This is a genomic window from Dyella silvatica, assembly GCF_026283955.1.
GTDB classification, from domain to species: domain Bacteria; phylum Pseudomonadota; class Gammaproteobacteria; order Xanthomonadales; family Rhodanobacteraceae; genus Dyella_C; species Dyella_C silvatica.
Genome location: NZ_JAPDPE010000103.1, coordinates 1 through 19,722 on the forward strand (window position 1 = coordinate 1; position 19,722 = coordinate 19,722).

The following is a 19,722-nucleotide window of genomic DNA, read 5'->3' on the forward strand; positions in this document are numbered from 1 at the left end:
CAACGGCGGCAAGTCGGTATCGATCGGTTCGGGCAATACGGCGACCGGTGATGGCGCGGTGGCGATCGGTGACCCGAACACCGCGATCGGTACCGGTGCGGTGGCGATGGGCGCCAACAACACGGCCAATGGCCAGGGTGCGGTCGCGCTGGGCAATACCAGTGCGGCCACCGGCCAGGGCGCCGTGGCGCTGGGCAATGCCTCGCAGGCCAAGGCGGCCGGTGCGCTGGCCTTTGGTGATAGCGCCGTGGCCAGTAACTCGGGCGATGTGGCACTGGGTAGCGGTTCGGTCACCGCGGCCGCCGTCGCGACCACCAGCGGCACCATCAACGGCACCAGCTACAACTATGCCGGTGTTGCGCCGACCTCCACGGTCAGTGTAGGGAGCGTGGGCCATGAGCGCACAGTGACCAACGTGGCAGCGGGTCAAGTCACGGCAAGCAGCACCGATGCGGTGAACGGCAGCCAGTTGTTTGCCACCAATAGTGCAGTGACCAGCCTGGGCAGCACCGTCAACACCATCAATAACGGTGGCGGCATCAAGTACTTCCATGCCAACTCGACGCTGGCCGATTCATCGGCGGTGGGTGCGAATAGTGTGGCAATGGGTCCACAAGCGGTTGCCGGTGGTGTCGGCAGCGTGGCGGCGGGGCAGGGCTCGACAGCCAACGGTAATAACACGGTCGCGCTGGGCGCCGGTGCAACGACCAGCAAGAACGGCGATGTGGCCTTGGGTGCGGGTGCCGTGGCGGACCGCGGCGCGCAAAGCTACACCGGCAAATACTCCAACGCGTCCAACAACGCCGTAGGTACGGTATCGGTCGGTACGGCCGGTGCGGAGCGCACACTGAGCAACGTGGCTGACGCCCAGAACGCCACCGATGCGGTGAACCTGCGGCAGCTGGACGGCGCCGTGACCACGGCCAACCAGTACACCGACACCCAGATCACCCATATCACCGGCGGTATCACCAACGGCAGCACCGGCATGTTCCAGGTCAGCCAGGACAGCAACACGCCGATGCCTACCGTCACCGGGACCAAGTCGACGGCCGGCGGCGCCGGCGCGGTGGCCTCGGGCGCCAACAGCACGGCCGTCGGCAACAGCGCGGTAGCCACCGGTAGCAACTCGGTGGCACTGGGCGCCAACAGCACCGATGGTGGCCGCGCCAATGTGGTGTCGGTCGGCTCGGCCGGCAGCGAGCGGCAAGTGACCAACGTGGCCGCCGGCACGCAGAACACCGACGCGGTCAACGTCAGTCAGTTGAATGCGAGCAAGGCGGGCAGCGTGCAATACGACACCAATACCGATGGCTCGATCAACAACAGCAGCGTGACCCTGGGCAACGGTGGCGGACCGACCACGATTCGCAACGTGGCGCCGGGGGCGATCTCCACTGATGCGGCCAATGTGGGGCAGCTCACTGCGGTCAAGGACTGGTCCAAGAGCTATACCGACCAGCGTTTCAACACCATCAACAGCAACCTCAACACCATCGGCAACCGCGCCAATGCCGGTGTGGCATCGGCGATGGCCATGGCAGGTTTGCCGCAGGCCTATGAGCCAGGAAGAAGCATGGCATCTGTCGCGGCGAGCTCCTTCCATGGCGAATCAGGCATGGCAGTCAGTATGTCGACCATTTCTGAAAATGGGCGCTGGGTCTACAAGCTGAGTGGATCAACCAATACACGAGGCGACCTAGGGGTCACCGTAGGTGCCGGCATGCAATGGTAAATGCATAACTCAGACGAAATGCCCTTCCCAGTGCGCGATACCGGTGGGGTTTTCATCGCGCAGCGGCGCGCACTGAGCCTAAGCGACACTCAAGCTCAATGCCGCCTCGAACACCCGCGGCGATACCGATCTAGGTGTCGGTGCGCGATGGTTTGGTAATAACTCGCTCGTATCCCTGGCGGCCTTGGGCCGCCGGGAATACGCAACAGATGGCGCGCAGTGATGGCGCGCACGCAACGAGGATTAAGTCATGCGCATCGCAACAATGAAATGGATCGGTTCGGCGGTTGTCGGCATCGCGATCGTCGGCTTGGCTGGCTGCGGCACCTCGACCGTCAGTCGCAACGTGGCAACGGATGGAAGCACCGCGCAATCGATCGTTTTTCCCGATGCCAAAGATGCACGGCCGCAAGGCGGCACGTTTCCCAATCTGGAAAATGTGCGCCTGATTGGCGCAGGCATGAGCAAGGCGCAGATACAGCGCTTGATCGGTGCGCCGCAATTTCATGAAGGTGTCTTCGGCGTGCGTGAATGGGATTATCTGCTCAACCTGCGCCAGGACGGCGCCAACAATGTCACCGTTTGCCAGTACAAAATCTTCTTCGACGACAAGAAACAGGCACGCAGCTTCTACTGGCAGCCTGAGTCCTGTGCTGCATTGTTGAAACCCAGGGTGGTCGACGTGGGTAAGACCGAGCAGGTCTACACGTTTTTCACCGATGCCTTATTTGCCTTCGATAAGTCGGCGTTGACGGATATCACGCCGCAGGGTCAAGCGGATCTCGATGCCCTGGCACGTAAAATCGTTGCCGCTGGCGATGGCATCACCAGCGTTCAAGTGATGGGTTACGCCGACCGGCTCGGTGGCGACGAGCACAATGCGGCACTGTCGGAAAATCGCGCTTATACGGTGATGCGTTATCTGGTGAAGCAAGGTGTCGCACAAGAGCAAATCATCGCTGAAGGGCGTGGTAAGGCTGATCCCAAAGTCGATTGCAACGACTCCGATCGCACGGCCCTGATTGTATGCTTAGCCCCGAACCGACGTGTTGAGGTGCGTGTCGAAGGTCGACGATTTCAAGCTTCAAATCATTGATGACCCATCGATGGCTCATAAGAAGAAATTGCCGGAGAGTAACGATTCAACATCGATTATTAATATCGATGAGCTTACCCGACTGTCGATGCTTCTTAATATGGACCATATTGAGGCACTTCGCGTTCTGAGTATGGGCTATGTGGGCATATTGAAGAGCGACATCGAACGGTTCGTCGAACTTGAGAAAGAGGGGCTGGTTCGCCAAGTCATGGGCGGGTGGGTCATTACTGATCGTGGAAAGTATTTTTTAACTAGCTCGGTGCTGAAAAAGATCCCGAGCCAACGAATGGTCGCCGCTCGGGCTAGGCTAAGAGGCCCTGAGATCCTGTCCTAACAGGATGGCGATAAGCCGCTCCGAAGACCGGTATGCGCTAGCGGCGAAAGCCTTGCGTACGCAGCTTGATCGCTACGCAAATCCAGAGCAGGCCGGTCGTTTCGTCGAGTCGATGCGTATCTACTTCGATGGGGCGCGCTTAATGCCCGTTGGTAAGGGCTTCGCCGGGCGCTCGGAGTATTTTTGGCGGCATGCGCACTGCGTTCGGTGTGCAAGCGCTCGTCCAGATAGTGCGAGGTAGCTGGCCAACGGCGGGCTGCATTCATCACACGGATCGAGGATGCTAGTGCAGCTTCAGTCGGTCGATGCGACACATAGTTGGAATAGTTCGGCTGATGTTCCCGTGCTCAGCCGTTTATGTGTAGACGTTCCTGGGGCGATTTTTCTTGCGAAGCGCGGTTATGATGCGCGAAGGACTTTAAACCAGAGGATGGCGCCATGCGATTCGTAAGGGTCTGCTTGATTGCTTTGTTGGCTGCGGCCGCTGTTGGCTGCACGAATACAGCCGGTGTGGCAGCTCGTTCGTACACCAGCGGCTGGCATATATGGGTCGAGCCCCGCGGCACCAACTGCGGCACGAAGCTGCCTTGCACAGCCCTGGGCGTCGAGTGGACATCGAAAACCCCTGAGCGGGCTGCGTTAGTGATTACTTTCGATGGCGACTATAAGGTGATCCGTCGTGCAACCCTGAATGTCGATGGCGAGACAATCCAGCTGCAGGGCGGCCTCGACATTGCGAGCTATAGGTACGCCGGCGGCGTCATGCGCGACTCCTCGCAAACCTTCATTGTGCCCGTGCGCCTATTGCGCCAGATCGCGGCATCGAAGCGGACAGGGTTGCAGGTTGAAACATCTTCGGGTCTGGTCGACAGCTTCGTTGTTGATGCGAGGAAAGACAGCGAAGCCCTCTACGCCATCAAGCGATTTCTCATCGAAGTCGATGCTTGAGCAGGCGTAAGCCTGTAATTGGCGTCAGAAATGCCCGACAACCATGGATGACTCGATGGTTCAAAGGCCGTGGCGTGGCAAGTTCTTGGTAGTTCCGCCGACGCCGATGCGGCCCCGGCTAAGTTCACCCCATCAACTACTAAGGCATCCACTGCAGTCCGGTGAGCTGTTGGTCTGTTCGCTTAGAGACTAGCTGCGGCGCAGCGTTCGGCCTGCTCGGCGGTTGCGTGGGCGCCGCGAATCCGACCGGAGTTGGAGACGACTACGCTCAGTACTTGCTCGGACTTGCCTGGGGTGCAAAGAATCAGGGTGATATTGTTGCCGCCGGCACTGCCGTCTGCTTGAAATAGTACGCGGCGGCGACCGGCGGTGCTGAGAATGTTGATCTGTTGACGATAGCCGTGCCCGATCCGCGATGGGGCGCCGTCGGGCTGGTCGCGTCTTAGCTGGTTTTGGCCTAGCAGCCAGCCGCTATTCCACTGTGTTTCATTGCTGCAGCTATGGCCGTCACGGGTAGGGCACACGATGGTGCGGCTGCCGGTGGTCACGGCTAGTTTGCGTGCATACTGCAGGGCTGCGATGACATCGGTCTGGGCAATGTGCAGTTGATGGCGTGCGAGCAAGGGGCCTAGCGATGGCAGCGCGATGCAGGTCAATATGGCCACGATGGTAAGCACCGCGATCAGCTCGATCAGCGTGGTGCCGCGACTCTTGCGCAGGCTGCCTCGCCTGGTGGATAGGTCCAAGGTAATGCTTCCCTGCATGGCTAGAGGGGCATGCTAGCTACGGGCCTGGGCGCTGGGCAGCGGCCAAAGGTGCGCCGAGGTGTCAGCTACTGCTGACAACTCTTGTCAGCAGGGCCGATTTAGAATGAGGCTCCGTGCCCACATGTGTGTGCCATGACTGACCGTTTCCAACTCGTTTCCCCCTATCAGCCGGCAGGTGATCAGCCGCTGGCCATTCAGCGCCTCAGTGAAGGATTCGAGGCGGGTCTGGCTGCGCAGACCCTGCTGGGTGTCACTGGCTCGGGCAAGACCTTCACCATCGCCAAGGTGATCGAGCAGATCCAGCGGCCGACTATCGTGCTGGCGCCGAATAAGACGCTGGCGGCGCAGCTATACGGTGAATTCAAGGAGTTTTTCCCGCATAACGCGGTGGAGTACTTCGTCAGTTACTACGATTACTACCAGCCGGAAGCCTATGTGGTGGCATCGGACACCTTCATTGAGAAGGATGCTTCGATCAACGAGCATATCGAGCAGATGCGTCTGGCGGCGACCAAGGCGCTGCTGTCACGCAAGGATTCGCTGATCGTCGCTACGGTGTCGGCGATCTATGGCCTGGGTGATCCCGAGGATTACCTTTCGCTGCGTTTGATTTTGGCGCGAGGCGAGCATATCGATCAACGCGCGTTGATTCGCCAGCTGACCGAGCTGCAGTATTCCCGCAATGAGCTGGAGCTGCGGCGCGGTACCTATCGCGTACGGGGCGAGGTGATCGATGTGTTTCCGGCGGAATCGGAAACCGAGGCGCTGCGCATCGAACTGTTCGATGGTGACGTAGAGAGCCTGTCGCTGTTCGATCCGTTGACCGGCGAGACCATTCGCAAGGTGCCGCGTTACACGGTGTACCCGCGGACCCACTACGCGAGCACGCGTGAAAGCGTGTTGAATGCCATCGAGACGGTAAAGATCGAGTTGAAAGAGCGCTTGGAGCAGCTCTATAGGGACAACAAACTGGTCGAGGCGCAGCGGCTGGATCAGCGCACGCGTTTCGATGTCGAGATGATGGCCGAGGTCGGCTACTGCCAGGGCATCGAGAACTATTCGCGCCATCTAACTCGGCGTGGGCCGGGCGAGCCGCCGCCGACCTTGTTTGACTATTTGCCCGCCGATGCCTTGCTGGTGGTGGACGAATCGCACGTCACCATTCCACAGCTGGGCGCGATGTACAAAGGCGACCGCTCGCGCAAAGAGACCTTGGTGGAGTTCGGCTTCCGCTTGCCCTCGGCAATGGACAATCGTCCATTGCGTTTCGAGGAATGGGAAGGGCGCGCGCCGCGCTCGATCTATGTCTCGGCAACGCCGCGCGCCTACGAGCTGGATAAATCCGGCGACGCCGTGGTTGAGCTGGTGGTACGTCCCACCGGCCTGATCGACCCGGAAGTGGAGGTGCGCCCGGTACGCACCCAGGTCGACGATTTACTGAGCGAAGTGCATAAGCGGGTAGCCATGGGCGATCGCATCTTGGTAACCACGTTGACCAAGCGCATGGCCGAGAATCTCACCGAGTATCTGGGTGAGCACAATGTGCGAGTGCGCTATTTGCATTCGGATATCGAAACGGTCGAGCGTGTGGAAATCATCCGCGACTTGCGCCTCGGGGAGTTCGATGTGCTGGTCGGTATCAATTTGTTGCGCGAAGGCCTGGATATGCCCGAGGTGTCGCTGGTCGCGATTCTCGATGCAGACAAAGAAGGCTTCCTGCGTTCAACGGGTTCGCTTATTCAGACCATGGGCCGCGCCGCGCGTAATTTGCGCGGCAAGGCCATTCTGTACGCAGACAATGTGACCCGCTCGATGCAGGCGGCGATGGACGAGACGGCCCGCCGTCGCGAGAAGCAGATCGCCTACAACCTGGAGCACGGTATTACCCCGCAATCGGTGGTGCGGCGAATCGCTGACATCATGGAAGGGGCGCGTAGCGAGGGTGGCTCACGCGGCCGTGGCGGCAAGGGCTCTCGAACCAAGGCGGTGGCGGAGCAGGGAGCTGAGTACCTTGCGCTCAGTGGCGACCAGGCGGCCAGCATGATGAAGAAGCTGGAGGCTCAGATGTATAAACATGCCGAGAACCTGGAGTTCGAAGACGCGGCCAGATTGCGCGACCAAATCCATAAACTGCGGGAGCAAGCTTTGCGATGACGGGTACCCCCCGTATGTTTTTCTGCATGCAATTTGCAAAACAGGCTTGTGCCTATCGCCAGAGCTTTGCTATTCTTCGCGGCTCACGGGCGGTTAGCTCAGCGGTAGAGCACTACCTTGACATGGTAGGGGTCACAAGTTCGATCCTTGTACCGCCCACCAATACCGACGAAACGGCGCGATCCTCGGGATCGCGCCGTTTCTGTTTTTACTGAATCTGTTGCCTCAACGGGGAAAGTCATGGCCTACCTGTGGATCAAGAGTTTTCATTTGTTGTTTGTGATGGCCTGGGTGGCCACGGTGTTCTACCTGCCGCGCATCCTCGTAAATATCGCCGAGACCCAGAATGAGCCGGCCGTGCGTGCCCGGCTTGAGCTGATGGGGCGACGGCTGTACGGCTTTGGGCATTCGATGTTTGGCCTGGCCGCGTTGTTCGGCCTGACCCTCTGGCAGGGGTGGCGGTTGTTTCCCGGTAGCTTGCCGAACTTTGGCGAGGCGGGCTGGCTGCATGCCAAGCTCGGCCTGGTGGTGCTGCTGCTGGTTTATTTCATTTGGGCTGGCCGGCTGGTCAAGCGAAGCGCACAGGGCGGCAGCTTGCCCTCGTCAAAGACTTTGCGCTTGCTCAACGAGCTACCGATCCTGCTGTTGCTGGCGGTGATTTACTTGGTGCTGGCCAAGCCACTTTGACGGTTGTTCTGGCGCGGTTTGCGTTAGAATGCTTCGCTATATCGTCCCAATTCAGAGGCAAGGTGGCCCGCGCCTGGCGCCGGTCGAGTGTGTGACATGGCAACTACGTACTCTCACCATTGATTCTGCCGCGCCTTGAGCTTTTTAAAGGGCGCGTAGCGCCCTTTGTGTTTTTTAGAGAACCGTTTCCATGATTGAAATCACGCTACCCGACGGCAGCAAGCGCCCGTTCGATCACCCTGTCACCGTGCAAGATGTAGCTGCCTCCATTGGCGCTGGTCTGGCCAAGGCGACCTTGGCAGGCAAGGTGGACGGCACGCTGGTCGATGCCAGCTACTCCATCGATCACAGCGCCAGTATCGAAATCGTCACTGAGAAAAGTCCGGAGGCGCTGGAGATCCTGCGTCACTCCACCGCCCACTTGCTGGCACAAGCCGTGCAACGCCTTTATCCGGGGGCGCAGGTCACCATTGGTCCGGTGATCGATAACGGCTTTTTCTACGACTTTGCTTATGAGCGCCCCTTTACGCCCGACGATTTGCTGAAGATCGAGGCGGAAATGGAAAAAATCGTCAAAGAGCAGCTACCGGTGTCGCGCAGCGTGAAATCGCGTGACGAGGCGGTGGCCTTTTTTCGCGGACTTGGCGAGGCCTACAAGGCCGAGATTATCGAGAGCATTCCGGCGAACGAGGCGCTGTCGCTTTATACGCAGGGCGAGTTCACCGATTTGTGCCGTGGCCCGCATGTGCCCAATACCGGCAAGCTGCGCGCCTTCAAGTTGATGAAGGTGGCTGGCGCTTATTGGCGCGGCGATTCCAATAACGCGATGCTGACCCGCATCTACGGTACCGCTTGGCTCAACGACAAAGATCTCAAGGCCTACCTGCTGCAGTTGGAAGAGGCCGAGAAGCGCGATCACCGCAAAATCGGCAAGGCGCTAGGCCTGTTTCATCTACAGGAAGAAGCTCCGGGCATGGTGTTCTGGCACCCGAATGGCTGGGCCATTTGGCAGGTGGTTGAGCAGTATGTGCGCGACGTCTACCGCAAGAGCGGCTACCAGGAAGTGCGCGGCCCGCAGATTATGGACGTGAGTCTGTGGAAGAAGTCCGGTCACTGGGATAACTACCAGGAGAACATGTTCTTCACCGAGTCGGAGAAGCGCACCTATGCGCTGAAGCCGATGAATTGCCCGGGTCACATCCAGATCTACAACACCGGCCTGCATAGCTACCGCGATTTGCCGGTGCGCTTTGGCGAATTTGGCGGTTGTCACCGCAATGAGCCGTCAGGCGCGCTGCACGGCATCATGCGCGTGCGTGCGTTTACCCAGGACGACGGCCACATTTTCTGCACCGAGCAGCAGATTGGTGCCGAGGTCACGGCGTTTCATGCCCAGGCGATGAAGGTGTATAGCGATTTCGGCTTCGAGAATATCGAGCTGAAGATTGCCTTGCGCCCGGATAAGCGCATCGGCAGCGACGAGATGTGGGATCGCACCGAGGATGCCTTGCGCTCGGCGCTGCGCAGCGTCGGTGTGGCCTGGGAAGAGCTGCCGGGCGAGGGCGCTTTCTACGGCCCGAAGATCGAGTACCACATGAAAGACTCGATTGGCCGGGCCTGGCAGGTGGGCACCATGCAAGTGGATCCCATGATGCCCGAGCGCCTGGGTGCCGAGTATGTGGACGAAAACAGCCAGCGTAAGCATCCGGTGATGCTGCACCGGGCCATTGTGGGCTCGATGGAGCGTTTCATTGGTATCCTGATCGAGCATCACGCCGGCTTGCTGCCTGCCTGGCTGGCACCGGTGCAGGCCATGGTGTTCAGTATTACCGACGCGCAGGCCGGGTATGCTGCCGAGGTGGCGCAAGCCCTTGTCGATAAAGGCTTCCGCGTAAAGGCCGATTTGCGCAACGAAAAGGTCGGCTATAAAATCCGCGAACATACGTTGCAGAAAGTGCCTTACCTGCTTGTGGTCGGTGATCGCGAGAAGGAGGCGGGGGCTGTTTCAGTGCGTACCCGTTCGGGTGAAGACCTGGGCAGCATGCCGCTGGCCAGCTTCATTGAGTACCTGGAGACCGAAACTCGGCGCTAATCGCCGAACGGTCGTCATCAATTTCTTCTGGAGGATAGTGGTATCGCAACCACCGACAACAAGGGCAATCGCCGTAATCTCGAGATCCGCGTTCCACGTGTACGCGTGATCGGCGCCGATGCGGAGCAGCTTGGCATTCTCACCCGTGACGAAGCCTTGCGGCTAGCCGAAGAGGTTGGCATGGATCTGGTCGAGATCCAGCCAAACGGCGATCCGCCGGTCTGCCGCATCATGGACTACGGCAAGTTCAAGTTCGAGACCCAGAAGAAGGCTCAGGCGGCCAAGAAGAAGCAGAAGCAGGTTGAGATCAAGGAAGTGAAGTTCCGCCCGGTAACGGACGTGGGCGACTACCAGATCAAGCTGCGCAATATGCTTCGCTTCCTTGAGGAAGGCGACAAGGTCAAGGTCACCATCCGATTCCGCGGTCGCGAAATGTCGCACCAGGATCTGGGTCAGAATCTGGCTAGAAAGATCCAGGAAGACATCGGCGAAACCGGTCAGGTCGAGTCGTTTCCGCGCTTGGAAGGCCGTCAGATGGTCATGATGATCGGGCCTAAGAAAAAGCAGTAAATGCGGACGGCAGCCTTCGGGCTGCCTTCTTTCATGCCGAGGGCAGCCCGTTGATGCGCTGAGGCCTGTTCCGGTGAGGGGCGACCGGTCCGCTACCGCGTCACGCAGAATTTTACGCCGCGCCGCGTTCTAGCTTGCCGCTCAGGGCAGCTTCTCCGCACGGGAATAGGCGCTGGCAGCGTATTTAACGCTGGCATTGCCCCTGATCTTTCCGTACAATCGCCGGTTCGACCCCTATGGAAGGGTCGTGAACCGATCGCGGCAGGACGGAAAGTGTGGCTTTGACGAGTCACCGCCAGATCAGTCAGAAACCGGGGTTCATTCCCCCCACATGGAGCATTCTCATGCCCAAGATCAAGACTAACCGGGCGGCGGCGAAGCGTTTTCGCAAAACCGCATCCGGCAAAATCAAATGCGGTCACGCCTTCAAGTCACACATCCTGACCAAGAAGTCGACCAAGCGTAAGCGCGGCCTGCGTGCTACGAATCATCTCAAAGCTTGCGACACCAAGGGTGTAGCTCGCATGTTGCCGTACTTGTAAGGCGGGGAGATAAACCATGGCTCGTGTAAAGCGCGGTGTTACCGCTCGTCGTCGTCACAAGAAAATCATCGGCCGCGCGAAGGGTTATTACAACGCCCGCCGCAAAGTCTTCCGCGTTGCCAACCAGGCCGTTATCAAGGCTGGTCAGTACGCCTATATCGGTCGCAAACAGCGCAAGCGTCAGTTCCGCGCACTGTGGATCGTGCGTATCAATGCGGCCGCCCGTCAGTTCGGTCTGTCCTATAGCCGTCTCATCAACGGTTTGGCCAAGGCTGGTATCACGGTCGATCGCAAAGTACTGGCAGACATCGCCGTGCACGACATCAAGGCGTTCGGCGCGATTGCAGAGAAGGCCAAGGCCAGTCTGGCCGCTTGACCGTCCGGCACGTAGCGCTAGATCAATAAGCGCCGCGCCAGATTAAAGATGTAAAGCAAGCGGGGAGGAGGCTACAGTCTCCTCCCCGTTTTTGTTTGTGGACCTCAGCCGGAATCGCACTGATGGACGACCTGGATAACCGCGCTGCGCAAGCGCTGGCCGAGATCGAAAAAGCCGACACGCTGACCGCGCTCGATGCGCTGCGTGTGAGCCTGCTTGGCAAGAGTGGCATCGTGACCGCAGCTTTGAAGGCGCTTGGCGCCTTGGCACCGGATGAGCGCAAGGCGCGGGGTGCTGAAGTAAATCGCGTCAAGGATCGTCTGGCCGATGCGCTGGCTGCACGCAAGCATTTGCTGGAACAGGCCGAATTGAATCACCGCTTGGCATCGGAGAAGCTGGATATCAGCTTGCCGGGTCGCAACGGTGAGCGTGGCGGCATCCACCCGATCACTCGAACGCTGGAGCGAATTGCCGCTATTTTTGCGCGGCTTGGTTACCAGCGTGCCGACGGTCCTGAAATCGAGGACGACTGGCATAACTTCGAGGCGCTGAATTTTCCGCCGCATCACCCCGCACGTGCCATGCACGACACGTTCTATTTTGGTGACGGACGCTTGCTGCGCACGCATACCTCACCGGTGCAGATTCGTTCGATGCAGGGGAGACAGCCGCCGATCCGCATCATCGCGCCGGGCAAGGTGTATCGCAGCGATTCGGATCAGACCCATTCGCCGATGTTCCATCAGATCGAAGGGCTGCTGGTCGACGAGACCTCCAGCTTTGCCGATTTGAAAGGCACCCTGGCCGAATTTATCCGCGCTTTTTTCGAGCGCGATTTCGAGATGCGTTTTCGGCCCAGCTACTTCCCCTTCACTGAGCCATCGGCCGAGGTGGATATCCGCTGGGATGCCGAAGATGGTTCCACCCGCTGGCTGGAAGTGCTCGGCTGCGGCATGGTGCATCCGAATGTGCTGAAGAACTGTGGCATTGATCCAGAGCGCTACACCGGCTTTGCTTTTGGCCTGGGCGTTGAGCGTTTTGCGATGCTGCGCTATGGCGTTTCCGATCTGCGCGCGTTCTTCGAGAACGACCTGCGTTTCTTGAAACAGTTTGCTTGATGGCGGTGAATCGTCAATCGGGAGTGACGCAGCGATTTAGCCCGCGTAGCGCGGCTTTCGATGTTTTCACTTCTTGTTTCCATTCCCTATTCCCGGCTTTCCAACATGAAATTCTCTGAGAACTGGCTACGTGAGTTAGTTGAGGTCAAGGCCGATCGTGCTGCGTTGGCGCCTGCGCTGACCATGGCTGGGCTGGAAGTGGAGGAGCTGACCGTGCTGGGCGAAGGCCTGGCAGGTGTTGTAGTGGCTGAGATTGTCGCTGCCGAAAAACACCCTGAAGCGGATCGCCTGCAAGTGTGCAAGGTGAATGCGGGGCAGGGCGAGCTGCTGCAAATCGTTTGCGGTGCACCGAATGCACGTGTCGGCATCAAGGTGCCGCTGGCCACCGTGGGTGCGCAGCTTCCCGCTGGCATCGCGATCAAGGCCGCCAAGCTGCGCGGCGTCGAGTCGTTCGGCATGCTGTGCTCGGCGAAAGAGTTAGGCATCGACAACGATGCGTCCGGATTGCTCGAGTTACCCGCTGATGCCGCCGTCGGCCAGGCATTGGCCGAGTATCTTGGCCTGCCGGATGCCAGCATCGAATTGAAGCTCACTCCCAATCGCCCCGACTGCCTCGGCCTGGTGGGTCTGGCACATGACGTGGCGGCGTTGTTTGGCAGCGCGGTGAAGGTGCCGGCGCCGACGCAGATCGCCGTTACCAGCACGGCACGTCGGGGTATCCGGCTGGAGGCGGGCGCCGATGCGCCGCGCTACCTGGGCCGTATCGTCGAGGGTATTGATCCGGCTGCACGGACGCCGTTATGGCTTGCCGAACGGCTGCGTCGGTCGGGCCTGCGCCCGATCAGTGCGGTGGTCGATATCACTAACTACGTGATGTTGGAGCTGGGCCAGCCGATGCATGCCTTTGACAACGATAAGTTGCAGGGCGACATCGTGGTGAGGCACGCCGCGGCGGGCGAGGCCTTGAAGCTGCTCGATGGTGGCGAGGTCAAGCTCGATCCCGGCTTCGTATTGATTGCCGACGAGCGTCAGCCACTGGCCGTCGCCGGTGTGATGGGTGGCTACGACTCGCGTGTCACCGATGCGACCCGGCATATTTTCCTGGAGTCGGCGCACTTCGCGCCGGCCGCCATCATGGGTCGCGCGCGCAAGCTCGGCATGCATACGGATGCTTCGCACCGCTTCGAGCGCGGCGTCGATCCAGAGCTACCGCGCCGTGCGCTAGAGCGCGCGACCGAATTGTTGCTGTCCATCGCCGGCGGCCAGGCCGGCCCGGTGCTGGTTGCCGAGAATCTCGCCGACTTGCCGAAGCCAGCGGCGGTTAGCCTGCGACGCGAGCGGCTCAAGCGCGTGCTGGGCGTCGATGTGGCCGATGCAGAAGTCGCGCGCATCTTCACGGCGCTTGGCATGCAGGTCGAACCATTGACCGATGGCTGGCGCATTACCGCGCCCAGCAGTCGTTTCGACATCGAGCGCGAAGAGGACCTGATCGAAGAAGTGGCGCGTATTTTCGGCTACGACCATATTCCTACGCATACCCCTGCCGGTGCGCTGACCCTGGCGATCGAGCCGGAGGGCCGTCTCAATGAGCTGGCGGTGCGTGAGCAGCTGGCGGCGCGCGGGTATTACGAGGCGGTGAACCTTTCCTTCGTCTCCATGGATTTGCTTAGCCAGTGGGGTTTCAGCGAGCACCTGGTGCCCTTGCTCAATCCGCTTTCGGCGGATTTGGCGGTGATGCGCCCATCCCTGTTGCCAGGCCTGGTCGAGGCTTTGCGCCACAACAGCGCACGCCAGCAAGAGCGGGTGCGACTGTTCGAATTGGCGCGAGTGTTCGGCCAGACAGAAACCCCGAGCCTGGCTATTGTCGCCAGCGGTGCGGCGCATGCCGAGCAATGGGGTGAGCCGGCACGCGTGCTGGATTTCCATGATCTCAAGGGCGATCTCGATGCCTTAATCGCCTGGGGCGGTGAGTCGCAACGCTGGTCGCTGCATACCGATGGCCTGCCGGGCTGGCTGCATCCGGGCCGGGCGGCCCGGGTGGCACGCGATGGCGAAACGGTGGGTTTTCTCGGCGCGTTGCACCCACAGCTGGCCAAGGCACTGGATCTGGGCGCCGACGTGCACGTGCTTGAGTTGGCGCTGGAGCCGTTGCTGGCTCGCCGCCTGCCCAAGGCGTTGCCAGTGCCGCGCTACCCCTCGGTGCGCCGCGATCTTTCGCTGGACCTGCCGGAGGAGGTCAGCTGGGGTCAGGTCGATCAGGTGGTTCGGGGCAGCCTCGGCGGCTTGCTCAAAGAGCTGCGGCTGTTTGACCTATATAGCGGCAAAGGGGTCGAGGCGGGCCGAAAAAGTCTCGCTATGGGCTTGATTTTACAGGACGCTTCACGCACCCTTACCGACGTTGACGCCGACCAATGCGTAGGGGAAGCGGTCGCTGCGTTGGAGAAGGCATGCAAGGCAAGATTGCGAGGATGACATGGCGCTGACCAAGGCGGAGATGGCAGAGCGCCTTTTCCTCGAGGTGGGTCTCAACAAGCGTGAGGCGAAGGAATTCGTCGACGCTTACTTTGAGGTAATCCGCGAAGCGTTGGAAAAAGGCGAGCAGGTGAAGTTGTCCGGTTTCGGCAATTTCGACCTGCGAGAGAAGAACCAGCGGCCGGGGCGCAACCCCAAAACCGGTGAGGAGATTCCGATTTCCGCCCGGCGAGTAGTGACGTTCCGACCAGGTCAGAAACTCAAGGTGAGAGTCGAGGGCTATGCTGGATCAAGGGAATAACACCGAACTACCCGCCATCCCGGCCAAGCGCTATTTCACGATTGGTGAAGTCAGCGACTTGTGTGGGGTGAAGCCGCACGTGCTGCGCTACTGGGAGCAAGAGTTCCCGGCGCTGAACCCGGTCAAGCGACGCGGTAACCGCCGTTATTACCAGCGCCACGATGTGCTGATGATCCGGCAGATCCGCTCGTTGCTGTATGACGAGGGCTTCACCATCACCGGTGCCCGCGCTCGGCTGGAAGGCCCGCAGGCTCGGATGGAAGCAAGCATCTCGCATCAAATCGTGCGCCAGGTGCGCATGGAGTTGGAAGAAGTTTTAGGGCTATTGCGGCGCTGAATACGGCTCGCTTCAAAAGATAGCTTTCGAAGTTGTCGCGCGAGCTGTTAAACTCGCCGACTTGCCGTATCGTCGGGGCGTAGCGCAGCCTGGTAGCGCATCTGCCTGGGGGGCAGAGGGTCGTGGGTTCGAATCCCGCCGCCCCGACCAATTCGGTAAGTGTGAATAGAAACGGCGCCGATGGCGCCGTTTTGCATTTCCGGATCACCGCGACCTCAGCTTGTATCGAGGAATGACTATGGCGGCGACGCGTCGTCGATCGGGTCTGACCGCATCGCTTCGACAAAGGTCTGCATCGCACGCGAAGGTGTTTTCGCGGCTGAAACGATCAGCCCAAACGTTCGATAGATCGGCTCGGCAAGCGCGCCGATCCAAAGCCCGCGGCGAATCTCGGGCAAGACCTAGGCCAGTACAAGACTGACGCCCGCGCCTTCGCGCACCAGCGCAAAAGCACTGGCCCAGTCGTGCACTTCAACCTGGATATTTGTCGCAAATCGCCGGCGGCGGCGATTTTCTGGCGATCAATCCCAAGGGCTATGTCGCCGCCTTGCAACTGGATCATGGCGAGGTGCTGACCGAAGGCCCGGCCATCATCCAGTACCTCGCCGATCTGAAGCCAGAAGCCGGGCTCGCCCCGCCGAACGGCAGTTGGGAGCGTACCCGGTTGCAAGAGTGGCTGAATTTCATCAGCAGCGAAATTCACGCTGGTCTAAGCCTGCTGTTTCATCCGTTGATCCCAGACGAGGTCAAGGCGATGTTCAAGCAGAAGCTGTTCAAGCGCTTTGCGCTGATCGAGGCGACGCTGGGCGCGCAGGATTATCTGCTCGGCACCCAGTTCGGCGTTGCCGACGCCTACCTGTTCACGGTGCTGCGCTGGACGGGGTTCTTTGCCATCGACATCCGCACCTGGCCGGCGATGACGAAGTACATGCAGCGGGTGGGGTCACGCGCTGCCGTGAAGCTGGCGTTGCGGGCAGAGGCCGAAGCCACGGACGTGTGAAGCACCACTGTGCTTGTTCAATCGCGCGATGCTGTCGAATGCGGCGCTATGGAGCGGGCGTCTGCTTGCCAGACCGCAAGGGACCGACGTCAACACGCGCGAGCAGGTGTGGCAGCCGTGTTCGCCTGCCTCCATCCCGCTCCCGACCATGCCTCAATACCGCATCCCTCAATACAGCACGCGACTGCGCAACGTGCCGGGAATAGCGGCCAGTTGATCTTTCAGCAGCGCGGCTTGGGATTCATCCGTCGACACGTCGATCACCACGTAGCCGACTTGCGGGTCGGTCTGCAAGAACTGCGCATCGATGTTGATATTGCCGGCGGAGAACAGGTCGTTGATCCGCGCCAGCATGCCCGGCACGTTCTTGTGGATATGCAGTAGGCGGCGGCTCTTCGGGTGCTCGGGCAACGAGACCTCGGGGAAGTTCACGGCCGACAAAGTGGAGCCGTTGTCGCTGTAGCGCACCAGTTTGCTGGCTACCTCGATGCCGATATTGTCCTGCGCTTCCAACGTGCTGCCGCCGATATGCGGGGTCAGAATCACGTTGTCCATGCCGATCAGCGGGGAGACAAAAGCATCGTCATTGCCCTTGGGTTCGAGCGGGAAGACGTCCACGGCGGCGCCGGCCAGATGGCCGCTGCGTAACGCGGTGGCGAGCGCATCGATATCCACCACGCTGCCTCGCGATGCGTTGATCAGCATCGCCCCGCGGCGCATGCGTGCGATCTCGCTGGCGCCGATCATCATCTGGGTCGCCGGGGTTTCCGGCACATGCAGGGTTACCACGTCCGCGCGTTCGAGCAGGTCGTTAAGGCCGGCCGAGGCCCGTGCGTTGCCGAGCGAGAGCTTGGATTCGATATCGTGGAAGATCACCCGCATACCCAGGCTTTCGGCGAGCACGCCGACCTGCGTGCCGATGTGGCCGTAACCGACGATGCCCAGCACTTTGTCGCGTGTCTCAAAACTGCCGGCGGCTGACTTAGTCCAGCCACCGCGATGGCAAAGTGCGTTTTTCTGCGGGATCCCGCGCAACAGCATGATGGCCTCGGCAATCACCAGCTCGGCCACGCTACGGGTATTGGAGTAGGGCGCATTGAACACCGGGATGCCCAGCCGCCGCGCCGCTTCCAGATCCACTTGGTTGGTACCGATGCAGAAGCAGCCGATGGCGATTAGCCGCTTGGCCTGGCCCAGCACCTCGTCAGTCAGCTGCGTGCGCGAGCGAATGCCCACGATGTGCGCCTCGGCGATGCGTGCTTTGAGCTCGGCCTCAGGCAGCGACTTTTCGTGAAATTCGATCTGGCTGTAGCCGGCTCGGCGAAAGCTTTCCACGGCGTTCTGACTCACCCCCTCCAGCAGCAGGACTTTGATGTCTTGTTTCGGGAACGAGGTTTTCATGCTGGCCGCCGTAGCTTGGAGGGATGTCACTATGCCAGAACAACAGCCTTTTGCGGCAGCGCACCACTAGACCGCGGCGCGCCCGACTGGCAGGCTGCGCGCATGCCTTCTGGAGCCGCCATGACCGACGCCCGTCTCGCCGAACTTGCCGGCTTGTTGCCAGGCCTGCGCCTGCTTACCGATCCGGCGGATCTTGAACACTATGGCCGCGATTGGACCCGGCGCTGGACCCCGGCGCCACTGGCGATCGCCTTGCCTGCGGAGGTGGCAGAAGTTCAGGCGATCGTGCGCTGGGCCAACACCCATCACATCGCCATCGTGCCTTCCGGTGGCCGTACCGGACTGTCCGGCGGTGCCGTGGCGATGCACGGCGAGCTGGTTGTCAGCCTGGAGCGGATGAACCGGGTGCTGGCCTTTGATGCAGTGGACCGCACGCTGACCGTGCAGCCAGGCATCACCCTGCAGGCGGTGCACGATGCGGCGCAGGCCCAGGGCTTGATCTATCCAGTGGATTTCGCGGCGCGCGGGTCGTGTTCGATCGGCGGCAATATCGCCACCAATGCCGGCGGTATCCGGGTGATTCGGTACGGCAACACGCGCGAATGGGTGGCTGGGCTCAAAGTCATCAGCGGCAGCGGTGAGCTGCTGGATCTCAATCGCGGCCTGATCAAGAACTCCAGCGGCTATGACCTGCGGCAGCTGATGATTGGCTCGGAAGGAACCTTGGGCGTGGTGGTCGAGGCCACCCTCAGGCTGACCGAGCCGCCGCCGCCATCCCAGGTGATGTTGTTGGCGTTACCCGACATGGATGCGCTGATGCAGGTTTTCTCGGTGTTTCGAGCCAAACTATCGCTGCAGGCTTTCGAGTTTTTTACCGATGTCGCCCAGCGGCATGTCTTGGCGCATGGCGGCCAGCGCGCCATGGATGGCGACTATCCGTACTACGTGGTGACGGAATTCGATGCCGTCGATGAGCGAGCGATGGAGACGGCGTTGGCGGCGTTCGAGCACGGTGTCGAACAAGGCTGGATCAGCGACGGTGTGGTGGCGCAGAGCGATGCCCAGGCGGCCGCGCTGTGGCGGCTACGCGAAGGGATTACCGAAAGCCTGGCGCCACGGCGCCCGTACAAGAACGACATCTCGGTGCGAATTGCCGCCGTGCCCGCCTTCTTGCATGAGATGCAGTCGTTGCTTGAGCGTGAATACCCGCACTTCGAGGTGGTTTGGTTCGGCCACATCGGTGACGGCAACCTGCACATCAATGTGCTCAAGCCGGAAGCGCTGGCCGAGGCCGAATTCATCAGCCAGTGCGAGCATGTGACCAAGCTATTGGCGCAGACCTTGCAACGTCATGGCGGCAGTATCTCGGCCGAGCACGGTATTGGCCTGGTCAAGCGGGCCTATCTGGAAAGCACCCGCGGCGCCGCGGAAATTGCCTTGATGCGTGGACTGCGGCAGGTGTTCGATCCCCAGGGCGTGCTGAATCCCGGCAAGCTGTTTTAGCCGCCCGTAGCAGGCTGAGCATGGTGTCCATGCTAGCCTTTGCGGCCCTTACGCCACTTGAGGAGGCCAGCCATCATGGCCCAGGACCGCCGTTCGCTATACCCCGAGATTGAGCCATTCGACAGCGGCATGCTGCAGGTTTCCCCGCTGCATACGCTGTATTACGAGCAGAGCGGCAACCCGAATGGCAAGCCGGTGGTTTTCCTGCATGGCGGCCCTGGTGGCGGAACCAACCCCAAGTGCCGGCGCTTTTTTGACCCGGCGGTTTATCGCATTGTGTTGTTCG

18 protein-coding genes, 2 tRNA genes and 1 pseudogene are annotated in these 19,722 nt (G+C 60.5%); 19 read left to right on the top strand and 2 right to left on the bottom strand.

The window, feature by feature from the left end; translation table 11 throughout:
* The 4 genes from OUZ52_RS17595 to OUZ52_RS17610 form a co-directional block, all read left to right on the top strand.
* On the top strand, positions 1-1,735 hold a 1,735-nt coding region (locus tag OUZ52_RS17595), incomplete at its 5' end, for a YadA family autotransporter adhesin (protein WP_266159842.1).
* 250 nt (positions 1,736-1,985) lie between these two features.
* Positions 1,986-2,831, top strand: coding sequence for an OmpA family protein (locus OUZ52_RS17600; protein ID WP_266159843.1), 846 nt, complete (start codon positions 1,986-1,988; stop codon positions 2,829-2,831).
* Positions 2,794-3,168: a hypothetical protein gene (locus OUZ52_RS17605; protein ID WP_266159844.1), complete on the top strand. Its 375-nt coding sequence runs from the start codon at positions 2,794-2,796 to the stop codon at positions 3,166-3,168. The genes OUZ52_RS17600 and OUZ52_RS17605 overlap by 38 nt, the downstream gene beginning before the upstream one ends.
* A 459-nt stretch (positions 3,169-3,627) precedes the next feature.
* Positions 3,628-4,116, top strand: a complete 489-nt coding sequence (locus OUZ52_RS17610; protein WP_266159845.1) for a hypothetical protein — start codon at positions 3,628-3,630, stop codon at positions 4,114-4,116.
* A gap of 182 nt (positions 4,117-4,298) precedes the next feature.
* Here the strand turns inward: OUZ52_RS17610 and OUZ52_RS17615 are convergent, their stop codons facing one another.
* The gene (locus OUZ52_RS17615; RefSeq protein WP_266159846.1) at positions 4,299-4,862 is read right to left on the bottom strand and encodes a GspH/FimT family pseudopilin; all 564 of its coding nucleotides are present in this window, start codon (positions 4,860-4,862) and stop codon (positions 4,299-4,301) included.
* 153 nt (positions 4,863-5,015) lie between these two features.
* Here OUZ52_RS17615 and uvrB point away from each other — a divergent pair, with 153 nt between their 5' ends.
* The 13 genes from uvrB to OUZ52_RS17680 all read left to right on the top strand — a co-directional run bounded on the left by uvrB (position 5,016) and on the right by OUZ52_RS17680 (position 16,532).
* Positions 5,016-7,037: an excinuclease ABC subunit UvrB gene (gene uvrB / locus OUZ52_RS17620; RefSeq protein ID WP_266159847.1), complete on the top strand. Its 2,022-nt coding sequence runs from the start codon at positions 5,016-5,018 to the stop codon at positions 7,035-7,037.
* Between the two features lie 87 nt (positions 7,038-7,124).
* Positions 7,125-7,199, top strand: a tRNA-Val gene (locus OUZ52_RS17625).
* Positions 7,200-7,277: 78 nt separating this feature from the next.
* Positions 7,278-7,724, top strand: coding sequence for a CopD family protein (locus OUZ52_RS17630; protein WP_266159848.1), 447 nt, complete (start codon positions 7,278-7,280; stop codon positions 7,722-7,724).
* Positions 7,725-7,914: 190 nt separating this feature from the next.
* The gene (thrS, locus tag OUZ52_RS17635; RefSeq protein WP_266159849.1) at positions 7,915-9,816 is read left to right on the top strand and encodes a threonine--tRNA ligase; all 1,902 of its coding nucleotides are present in this window, start codon (positions 7,915-7,917) and stop codon (positions 9,814-9,816) included.
* A 27-nt stretch (positions 9,817-9,843) separates the two neighbouring features.
* Complete coding sequence (gene infC / locus OUZ52_RS17640; protein ID WP_266159855.1) at positions 9,844-10,386, top strand: translation initiation factor IF-3; 543 nt, start codon at positions 9,844-9,846, stop codon at positions 10,384-10,386.
* A 344-nt stretch (positions 10,387-10,730) separates the two neighbouring features.
* Positions 10,731-10,928, top strand: coding sequence for a 50S ribosomal protein L35 (gene rpmI / locus OUZ52_RS17645; RefSeq protein WP_114844603.1), 198 nt, complete (start codon positions 10,731-10,733; stop codon positions 10,926-10,928).
* Between the two features lie 16 nt (positions 10,929-10,944).
* The gene (rplT, locus tag OUZ52_RS17650) at positions 10,945-11,304 is read left to right on the top strand and encodes a 50S ribosomal protein L20 (protein WP_017463630.1); all 360 of its coding nucleotides are present in this window, start codon (positions 10,945-10,947) and stop codon (positions 11,302-11,304) included.
* A gap of 122 nt (positions 11,305-11,426) precedes the next feature.
* On the top strand, positions 11,427-12,422 hold the full coding sequence (gene pheS / locus OUZ52_RS17655) for a phenylalanine--tRNA ligase subunit alpha (protein ID WP_266159850.1): 996 nt from the start codon (positions 11,427-11,429) through the stop codon (positions 12,420-12,422).
* A gap of 105 nt (positions 12,423-12,527) precedes the next feature.
* On the top strand, positions 12,528-14,894 hold the full coding sequence (gene pheT / locus OUZ52_RS17660) for a phenylalanine--tRNA ligase subunit beta (protein ID WP_266159851.1): 2,367 nt from the start codon (positions 12,528-12,530) through the stop codon (positions 14,892-14,894).
* 1 nt (position 14,895) lies between these two features.
* Positions 14,896-15,195 (top strand): integration host factor subunit alpha, encoded by a 300-nt coding sequence (ihfA, locus tag OUZ52_RS17665; RefSeq protein WP_114844606.1) that lies wholly within the window; start codon positions 14,896-14,898, stop codon positions 15,193-15,195.
* Positions 15,176-15,532, top strand: a complete 357-nt coding sequence (locus tag OUZ52_RS17670) for a MerR family transcriptional regulator (protein WP_114844607.1) — start codon at positions 15,176-15,178, stop codon at positions 15,530-15,532. The genes ihfA and OUZ52_RS17670 overlap by 20 nt, the downstream gene beginning before the upstream one ends.
* Positions 15,533-15,605: 73 nt before the next feature.
* Positions 15,606-15,682: transfer RNA gene (locus OUZ52_RS17675), tRNA-Pro, on the top strand.
* 334 nt (positions 15,683-16,016) lie between these two features.
* Positions 16,017-16,532: a glutathione binding-like protein gene (locus OUZ52_RS17680; RefSeq protein ID WP_266159852.1), complete on the top strand. Its 516-nt coding sequence runs from the start codon at positions 16,017-16,019 to the stop codon at positions 16,530-16,532.
* 168 nt (positions 16,533-16,700) lie between these two features.
* Here the strand turns inward: OUZ52_RS17680 and serA are convergent, their stop codons facing one another.
* Positions 16,701-17,933 (bottom strand): phosphoglycerate dehydrogenase, encoded by a 1,233-nt coding sequence (gene serA / locus OUZ52_RS17685; protein ID WP_266159853.1) that lies wholly within the window; start codon positions 17,931-17,933, stop codon positions 16,701-16,703.
* Positions 17,934-18,053: 120 nt separating this feature from the next.
* On the opposite strand from serA, the gene OUZ52_RS17690 reads away from it, so the two are divergent.
* Positions 18,054-19,436 (top strand): FAD-binding oxidoreductase, encoded by a 1,383-nt coding sequence (locus OUZ52_RS17690; RefSeq protein WP_266159854.1) that lies wholly within the window; start codon positions 18,054-18,056, stop codon positions 19,434-19,436.
* Between the two features lie 75 nt (positions 19,437-19,511).
* Positions 19,512-19,722 (top strand): annotated as a pseudogene (locus tag OUZ52_RS17695) (prolyl aminopeptidase); the annotation flags it as partial.